The organism is Streptomyces milbemycinicus, assembly GCF_002154605.1.
Lineage (GTDB): Bacteria > Actinomycetota > Actinomycetes > Streptomycetales > Streptomycetaceae > Streptomyces > Streptomyces milbemycinicus.
This window is the reverse complement of sequence record NZ_MUNE01000263.1, coordinates 1-7,667: the sequence shown is the minus strand read 5'-3', so window position 1 is coordinate 7,667 and position 7,667 is coordinate 1. Positions and strand designations below refer to the sequence as shown.

The following is a 7,667-nucleotide window of genomic DNA, read 5'->3' as shown; positions in this document are numbered from 1 at the left end:
GGCCAGGACCGCGGCCAGGAGGTTGAGCAGGACGGCCCCCAGCACGGCCTGCGCCATCCCGGCATGCAGGGTCCGGCCGATGGGCACGGAGGCCAGCAGCAGACCGGCGGTGACCGCCTGCGCCAGGATCGCCGCCGACTGCAGGAGGAGCGTGATCCGCATGAACCACGGAACGCGGTGGCGGCCCGCGGCCGGCGGGGAGCGTCGGGGGGTGGGGCGAGAGTGCGAGGGGTGGGCATGGGCATGGAGTGGCTCCTGGGATCTCGGGTGTTCGGCGCGACGCCTGACCCCCGAAAACTATACTCCAGAAGATAATATTCTAGCGAACTACATTGGCAGGCCCGGCCCGGAACCACTGACAGCAGGGCAGGGGGGCGGGCGACGCGGGTTGCCCGCAACGCGCTTGGCAACACCCCTGCGGTTCCCCGAGATTGGAGCCCCGACCACAAGAACATGCTCGCCGGGGATCCCGATGACGTCGCCTTGAGGACGACGGCTGGGAGGACTGCGCGGAGGACGACCTCGACGAGGACGAGCTGGAGGACGCGCTGATCGAGCGGGGAGGCATCCCGTACGGGTTCACCGACCTCGAGTCGTGACTATGACTCGCCGGCTCCGTTCCCGGCGGACGGGCGCCAGGGCGCGACGTAGCCCTCCCGGAGGGGACCGCCCAACAGCTCAAGCACACGGCGGGCTGCGGTGGTCAGCGGTGCCGGGTCGGCGCGCTCGGCGAGGGCCAGGTGCCCACGGAGCAGTTCCCGACCGAGGACCGGATCGGCCGCGGTCAGGCGCCGGGGCAGCCACTTGCCGGCGCCGTTCCAGGCGCGGTGATAAGCGGTCAGGAGGTGTGCGGCTTCCTGCAGCGTCCGGTCGGCGATGGCCAGTTGCTCATGTCGGTCGCTGCCGGGACCGGTCTCGGCCAGGTCGTCCAGAAGGTCGGTGAGCAGGAAGCGGCCGAGTTCGCTCTCGTTCGGGGTAAGGGGTTCGGGCCCGGCAGCGAGCAGGGCCTGTGCCTCGGCACGCCGGGTTTCGACATGGCCATCCGGGTCGTACAGCAAGACCGACTCGGCGTAAATGAAGAGCGCGGTCGCCCGGCGCGTGGCCCGGGCTTCCGCGAACACCTCCCCCAAGTCCGCGCGGGTGTGCAGAAACACCTCGGCGGGGCGGCCTTCGTGACGGAACACTTCGCGGCGGCTGATGCCGCCGTCAGGAAGGAGGACGGCGATGTCGAGGTCGCTGCCGGGGGTGGCCCGACCGGAGGCGCTGGAGCCGCCGAGTACGGCGCCGAGTGCGTCCGGATAGCGGGCGAAGACCAGTCTCCGGGCTTCGCGAGCGTACTCAACGACCGCGCTGGAACCGGTTGCCCCCGGGAAGGGGGCGGCGTCAGGCTGTGGCTGGGCATCCATGGCTGCCATCGTTCCAAGCCGACGGCAAATGCGGACAGGGTTAATCGCGTGAGCACCGTCGCGGACTCGCAGCAGTGCAGCAACGGTGTCCGCGCTGATTCGGTGTCCGGCCCGGGTCAGCTCCCGAGCGAGGGTGCGGGTCGACTTCACCGTCCACCGCAGCGGCGACATCGGATCACCGCGCTCGTCCGGCTCGACCAGCGCCAGCAGTGCGGGCCGCAACCCCGGATCGAGGTCCGCGATCCGCTTGCGCCCTCGGCCTGGCCGCCGCACCCGCCTCAACGGGGCCTCGCCGGCCTCCAGCTCGAGCACCCCCCCTGCGGACCGTCGTCTCACTTACCCCGGCCGCCCGCGCAACGGCCCGGATTCCGCCATGCCCCAGCACCCGGGCCTCCGCTCCCATCAGCAAGCGCCGCTGCCGCTCGTCGAGATGCGGGAACAAGACCGGAAACTTCACAGCGAGTTGGGCACGAGCCTCGTCCGGGATGCGCATACCACACCAACGGGCCCCAGAACGGGAAGCAACACCTTGATTCCCTACAAGCCCTTAGGCCAGGCCCAGTGACCCGACCAGGTCAAGCATTTCGGCGCGGTGCAGGGCGGCCGGGTTCCCCGCGACGGGGTGGATGTGGCCGTCGATCTCCAGGGCCACCAGGCCGTGCATCCGGCCCCAGACGCGCAGCGCGAGCGCGGCCGCGGCGGGTGGCACGTCCGGGAGGTCTTCCTGGATCTTCGCGACGTAGTCCGGGTGAAGATCGGCCCAGGAGGTGTCCTCGGGCTGGCGGTGCCGGGCGTTGGGCCATGCGGCGGCCACCAAGCGGGTGAGTTCGCGGCATACCCGGCGTGCCGTCCGGTCCACCGGTCCGTCCTCGGGGGGTTGGTAGCCGGGGATGGGGTGGCCGTAGAAGAGCCGGAAGCTCTCGGGGTGAGCCAGCGCCCATTCCCTCAGGGCCTGGCCCCAGGCCAGCAGCCTGCCACCGGGGTCGGTGTCGGGCACGGCGTTGCTGGCGGTCTCCAGCGCCTCCGCGAGCGAGGCGGCGATTCCGCTGATCAGTGCCGTGATCAGGTCGTCCCGGGTGGGGAAGTAGCTGTAGATCGCGCGAGCGGTCATCCCCATCTCGCGGGCGATGCCGCGCAGCGAGATCGCTCCGGGCCCCCCTTCTGCCATCTGCCGCAGCGCGATGGCCTTGATCTCCCGGCTCGTCTCCACCCGCAGCCGCTCCCGGCGGCTCATCACACCCGTGACGCTTTCGCCCTCGTCGATACCCACCTTGAACACGTTACAGGGATGCAATAGTCTCCGGCGTGACATAAGTACACGCCGTGTCCAAAGGAAACGGGGAACCCCATGCCCGCTTACGTCATCGTCAACGCCGATGTGAACGATGAGGAGGCCGGCCTGGCCTACGCCCCCGTGGCCCAGAAATCCATCCTCGACCACGGCGGCCGTTACCTGGTCGCGGGCCCCACACCCGAGCCCGTCGAAGGCACCTGGGACTCCTCCCGGTTCCTGGTCATCGAGTTTCCCGACATGGACCGGATCCGGGAGTGGTACGACTCCCCCGAGTACCGACGGGCCCGGGAGATACGAGAGGGCAAGGTCGGGGTGGGAATGCTGTTCGTCGAAGGCGCGCCGCCCGAAGGCTTCTCCCTCCCTGACTAGCTGTGCTGCTGGTGCGGTGACCGGACAGGGCCTCGGCGGAGCAGCTCAGTTCAGGGCGGCGAGCAGGCCCACATGGAAGGGGCTGAGGTCCGCTGTGCGGTCGGTCAGGACCTTGGTGAGCCAGTCGGGGTCGCCGAGCAGGGCGCGGCCGACCGCGGCGAGGTCGAACTCGTTGCGCTCCATGCGGTCGAGCAGTTCTCCGATGCCCGTGACCTCGCCCTGCCGGCCCTGGATCACATCGGTGAACTCGTTGTCGAGGCCGATCGCGCCGACGGAGATCGCAGGCTTGCCGGTGAGCTTCTTCGTCCAGCCGGCGAGGTTGAGGTCGGACCCGTCGAACTCGGGCTGGTGGAAGCGGCGGGTGGAGCAGTGGAAGGCGTCGACTCCGGCGTCCGCCAGCGGGGCGAGCAGGGCTTCGAGTTCCTGCGGCGAGCGGGCGAGCCTGGCATCGTAGGCGCCCATCTTCCACTGTGAGAACCGGAAGGTGATCGGGAAGTTCGGGGAGACCGCCCCGCGGACCGCGGCGACGACCTCGGCGGCGAAGCGGGAGCGGGCGACGAGGTTTCCGCCGTAGGCGTCGGTGCGCCGGTTGGTCCGCTCCCAGAGGAACTGGTCGATGAGATAGCCGTGGCCCGCATGGACCTCGACGCCGTCGAACCCGATCCGCTGGGCGGCCGCGGCAGCCGTCGCGTAGGCCGCGACGACATCGTCGATGTCGGTCCGCGTCATCGCCCGGCCGGACCGCGTACCGTCGACGGCGATGCCGGAGGGGCCTATGGGCGGGGCGGCGGGCACGGGCGGGGTGCCGGGTTTGCGGTCCATGCCCACATGCCACAGCTGCGACATGATCTTCCCGCCTGCGCTGTGCACCGCGCCCGTCACCCTGGCCCAGCCCGCCAGAGCCTGTTCTCCGTGGATACGGGGGACGCGGTCACTGCTGCCCGCCGATTCATGGCCGATGTACGTCCCCTCGGTGACGATCAGGCCGACCCCGCCCGCGGCCCGTCGGGCGTAGTACGCCGCCACGTCCTCGCCCGGTACGCCGCCGGGCGAGAACTCACGGGTCATCGGCGCCATCACGATCCGGTTGGGGAGGGTGAGGCCCCCCAGGGTGAAGGGGCGCAGAAGGATGTCCTTGGCGCGTACGGCGGAGGTGCTGGACATGGCTGGTCTGCTTTCTCTGTCGGGTGCGTGTGACAAGGCTTCAGTCCGCCGTCGCCGGGATCTGCGCGCGGCCCGATTCCTTGGTGGGGTCGGAGGGCTTGGCGGGCTCGGCGGGCGAGTTCCCTCGGACGCACCAGGCGAGGGCGAAGGCGGCCACGGCGAGGACGGCCGTGCCGACGAGGACCCCGTGCAGGCCGCTGATGAAGGCCTCCTGGACGGCGTGGCGCGCCTGGGCGGGCATGCTGTCGACCGAGGCCGGGGTCACCTCGCCCGTGGAGGTGAGCTTTTCGGCAGCGCGGGCGCCGAGCCGGTCGGCGAGTTCGGCGGTCATCCGGCCGATGTGCAGGGCGCCGAGGGCGGCGACGCCGAGTGAGCCGCCGATCGTACGCAGCAGGGTGACGGTGCCGGTGGCGGCGCCCATGTCGCGCGGCGGGGCGGTGCTCATCGTGGTGAGCAGCGTGCTCTGCATCAGCATGCCGACACCGGCGCCGAACACCACGGGGAGGGCCGAGGCAGCGAACACCGGGGTGCCGGTGTCGAGCAGGAGCAGCAGGAGCACGCCGGTGACCGTGAGGGCGGCACCGGTGATCGGCACCACGCGTTCCAGGCCGCCCCGGTCCATCAGCCGGCCGGTGATGAGCTGCGCCGCCAGCATGCCCAGCATCAGGGGCAGGCCCTGCATGCCGCTGACGGTGGAGGAGGAGCCCTGCACGAACTGCATGTACTGGGGCAGGTAGCTCGCCACCGAGATCAGCGCGGCGCCGACCAGGAAGCTGAGGGCCTGGGCGAGGGTGAAGTCGCGGCTGCGGAACAGCCGCAGCGGGATGACGGGCTCCTTCGCGCGCCGTTCCACCCGGATGAAGGCGGCGAGAGCCGCGGCGGCCACCGCGCCGAGCAGCACGATCTGCGGCGAGGTCCAGTCGTAACGGGTGCCGCCCCAGCCGGCCAGCAGGGTGAGCGACAGGATGGCGGCAGTCAGCAGGGCCGTACCGGGGTAGTCGATCCGCCCGCCGGCCCGCGCCCGTGGCAGCCGTACGCCCTTGCCGACGGCGAGCAGCGCGGCGATACCGAAGGGCACGTTGATGTAGAAGACCCAGCGCCAGTCCAGGGCGTCGGTGATGAATCCGCCGAGCAGTGGGCCGCCGACGAAGGCGACCGGCAGCATCACGCCGATCATCGACTGGACGCGGCCGCGGTCCTGAGCGGGGATCAGTACGCCGATGATGGACATCGCACCGACCATGAGACCGCCGGCCCCGAGGCCCTGGGCGGCGCGGAAGGCGATGAGTTGTCCCATGTTCTGCGCGAGGCCGCACAGGACGGTGCCGGCCAGGAAGAGCACCACGGACCAGAGGTAGGCGCCCTTGCGGCCGTAGAGGTCACCGAGTTTGCCCCAGATCGGGGTGGTCGCCGCCAAGGTGAGCAGGTAGGACGTGACGGCCCAGGAGAAGTGGTCGAGGCCGCCCAGGTCGCCGACGATGGTCGGCAGCGCGACGCCGACGATCTGCCCGTCGAGGGTCGCCAGGAAGATGCCGAGCATCAGGCCGAAGATGCCCAGGTAGGGAGGGTTCTGCCGGGCGGGAGGGGGCGCGTCCCCCGGGTCGCCGGTCATGGCTGCGCTCCCCCGCCTCAGCCGGTGTACGGGCGGGCGGCGCGGGCGTCCCGCAGCGCGAGCCCCCACCAGGTCAGCTGGTCGAGCAGGGACTTGGCCGCGGCGTCGCACTCCGGGTCCAGGGGCTTGCCGTCCGGGTCGAACTTGTCGCCGTAGTTGTGGAAGCTGACCGTGTTGCGGATGGTCACCGCGTGCAGCTCGGCCAGGACGCCCCGCAGGTGTTCGACCGCGCGCAGACCGCCGGAGATGCCGCCGTAGGAGACGAAGGCGACCGGCTTGGCGTGCCACTGCGGGTTGTGCCAGTCGATCGCGTTCTTCAGGGCCGCCGGGTAGCTGTGGTTGTACTCCGGCGTGACGATGACGAACGCGTCGGCCGCCGCCAGCCGCGGGGCGACGGCGCCGAGCAGCGCCACGTCCTCGTCGGACGGCTGCTGCCCGAACGCCGGCATGACGGTCGGGACCGGGGTCTCGACCAGGTCGACAAGGTCGGCCTCCATGTCCTCGCGCTGGGCGATGTGACCGGCCGTCCACTCGGCCACCACGGGTCCGAAGCGGCCGTCCCGGGTGCTGCCGACGAGGACCGCCACGCGCAGCGGGGCGGCGCTGAGGCCGCCATTGGGGTTGTCGTTGAGGTCGTTCATGGGAGGCTCCCGTTCGATGTGTACGTTGTATCGGACGAGATACAACGTACACAGCGGCGTGTACGTTGTCCACTGAGCGATACTCTGTACATCACTCGCGACAGAAGGAGCTGGCCCCATGCCTCCCCGGAAGAAGCAGGAGACGCAGCCGAAACCGGAGCAGGGCGAGCCGGAGACCGCCTTTCTGTGGGAGCGGCTGAACCGCCCGGCCCCCGCGCCGCGCTCCACGCTCACCCCCGAGCGCATTGCCCGGGCCGCGGTCGCGATCGCCGACGCGGAAGGCATCGACGCCGTCACCATGCGCCGCCTCGCGACCGATCTGGGGGTCGCGCCGATGGCGGCGTACCGCTATGTGTCCGGCAAGGACGAGCTCCTGGAGCTGATGGTCGACCACGTCTACGGCGAGATGACGCCACCCGAGGGCGCCAAGGACTGGAGGCAGGCCATGCGAGCGCTCTCCCGGCGCACGAGGGCGGTGCTCCTCCAGCACCGCTGGGTGGCCCGCACGGCGGTGTTCACGCTGACGCCGAACCAAGTGGCCGTGGTCGAAAGCGCCCTGGCCTCGCTCGACGAGCTCGATCTGGACGTCGACACGATGATGGCGGTCTGCCGCGCCGTCGACTCCTATGTGAAAGGCGCCGTGGACCGTGAGATCGGCCTCGCGGAGCTGATGCAGGAGCAGGGGTGGGCCAGCGCCGACGAGACGCGCATCGCCCTTGCCCCGCGCATGAACTGGCTGATGAACACCGGCCGGTACCCGACATACGCCCGCTACATCGACGAGGCGAACCGCAAGGACGACGCGGAGTGGCAGTTCGAGATCGGGCTCGAGGCCGTCCTCGTCGGAATCGCCGCCCGTCTGGGCATCTGAGGGGTCATTACGGCCTGAACCTTCTGTTCCTGGGCCCGCCCCGGGTGCAACTCCACGGCGTCGATCGTCGTCTGTCCTTGTGTTCACGCGGGCCGCAGGTCGTGGCCCAGTCGGTGGACGGGGGTTGGAACCATGACGTACGAGGACGACAGCGGCGCGCCCGGGCGGGGCGCGCCAAACGGGCAGGGCGGGAGCGGGCAGCCGCCGAGACCGCCGGTGCCCCCGGCCGCGCCCGGCGCCGCGCCGCAGCCCGCGCAACCGGGCCTGCCCTCGTATCCGCAGCCGCAGCCCGGGGGCGGGCCCGCCCCCG

At 70.9% G+C, this 7,667-nt stretch carries 7 protein-coding genes and 2 pseudogenes; 2 read left to right on the top strand and 7 right to left on the bottom strand.

Annotated features, from left to right (window positions below):
* Nucleotides 1-599: 599 nt before the first annotated feature.
* The 3 genes and pseudogenes from CCN51_RS21510 to CCN51_RS21505 form a co-directional block, all read right to left on the bottom strand.
* On the bottom strand, nucleotides 600-1,406 hold the full coding sequence (locus CCN51_RS21510) for a nucleotidyltransferase domain-containing protein (RefSeq protein ID WP_014180492.1): 807 nt from the start codon (nucleotides 1,404-1,406) through the stop codon (nucleotides 600-602).
* 66 nt (nucleotides 1,407-1,472) lie between these two features.
* Nucleotides 1,473-1,899: pseudogene (locus CCN51_RS55935) on the bottom strand (ISAzo13-like element transposase-related protein); the annotation flags it as partial.
* Nucleotides 1,900-1,953: 54 nt separating this feature from the next.
* Complete coding sequence (locus CCN51_RS21505; protein ID WP_238545489.1) at nucleotides 1,954-2,676, bottom strand: TetR/AcrR family transcriptional regulator; 723 nt, start codon at nucleotides 2,674-2,676, stop codon at nucleotides 1,954-1,956.
* 78 nt (nucleotides 2,677-2,754) lie between these two features.
* On the opposite strand from CCN51_RS21505, the gene CCN51_RS21500 reads away from it, so the two are divergent.
* On the top strand, nucleotides 2,755-3,069 hold the full coding sequence (locus tag CCN51_RS21500; RefSeq protein WP_014180490.1) for a DUF1330 domain-containing protein: 315 nt from the start codon (nucleotides 2,755-2,757) through the stop codon (nucleotides 3,067-3,069).
* Nucleotides 3,070-3,114: 45 nt separating this feature from the next.
* Here CCN51_RS21500 and CCN51_RS21495 read toward each other — a convergent pair whose 3' ends face one another.
* Genes CCN51_RS21495 through CCN51_RS21485 form a run of 3 tightly spaced genes read right to left on the bottom strand, consistent with a single transcriptional unit; the run spans nucleotide 3,115 to nucleotide 6,486 of the window.
* On the bottom strand, nucleotides 3,115-4,233 hold the full coding sequence (locus CCN51_RS21495) for an NADH:flavin oxidoreductase (RefSeq protein ID WP_014180489.1): 1,119 nt from the start codon (nucleotides 4,231-4,233) through the stop codon (nucleotides 3,115-3,117).
* A 40-nt stretch (nucleotides 4,234-4,273) separates the two neighbouring features.
* The gene (locus CCN51_RS21490) at nucleotides 4,274-5,845 is read right to left on the bottom strand and encodes an MDR family MFS transporter (RefSeq protein ID WP_014180488.1); all 1,572 of its coding nucleotides are present in this window, start codon (nucleotides 5,843-5,845) and stop codon (nucleotides 4,274-4,276) included.
* Nucleotides 5,846-5,862: 17 nt separating this feature from the next.
* Nucleotides 5,863-6,486 carry an NADPH-dependent FMN reductase gene (locus CCN51_RS21485; RefSeq protein WP_014180487.1) on the bottom strand — a complete coding sequence of 208 codons (624 nt, stop codon included), beginning with the start codon at nucleotides 6,484-6,486 and terminating at the stop codon, nucleotides 5,863-5,865.
* A 118-nt stretch (nucleotides 6,487-6,604) separates the two neighbouring features.
* On the opposite strand from CCN51_RS21485, the gene CCN51_RS21480 reads away from it, so the two are divergent.
* Nucleotides 6,605-7,357, top strand: a complete 753-nt coding sequence (locus CCN51_RS21480; RefSeq protein WP_014180486.1) for a TetR/AcrR family transcriptional regulator — start codon at nucleotides 6,605-6,607, stop codon at nucleotides 7,355-7,357.
* A gap of 83 nt (nucleotides 7,358-7,440) precedes the next feature.
* Here CCN51_RS21480 and CCN51_RS56505 read toward each other — a convergent pair.
* A pseudogene (locus tag CCN51_RS56505) lies at nucleotides 7,441-7,667 on the bottom strand (hypothetical protein); the annotation flags it as partial.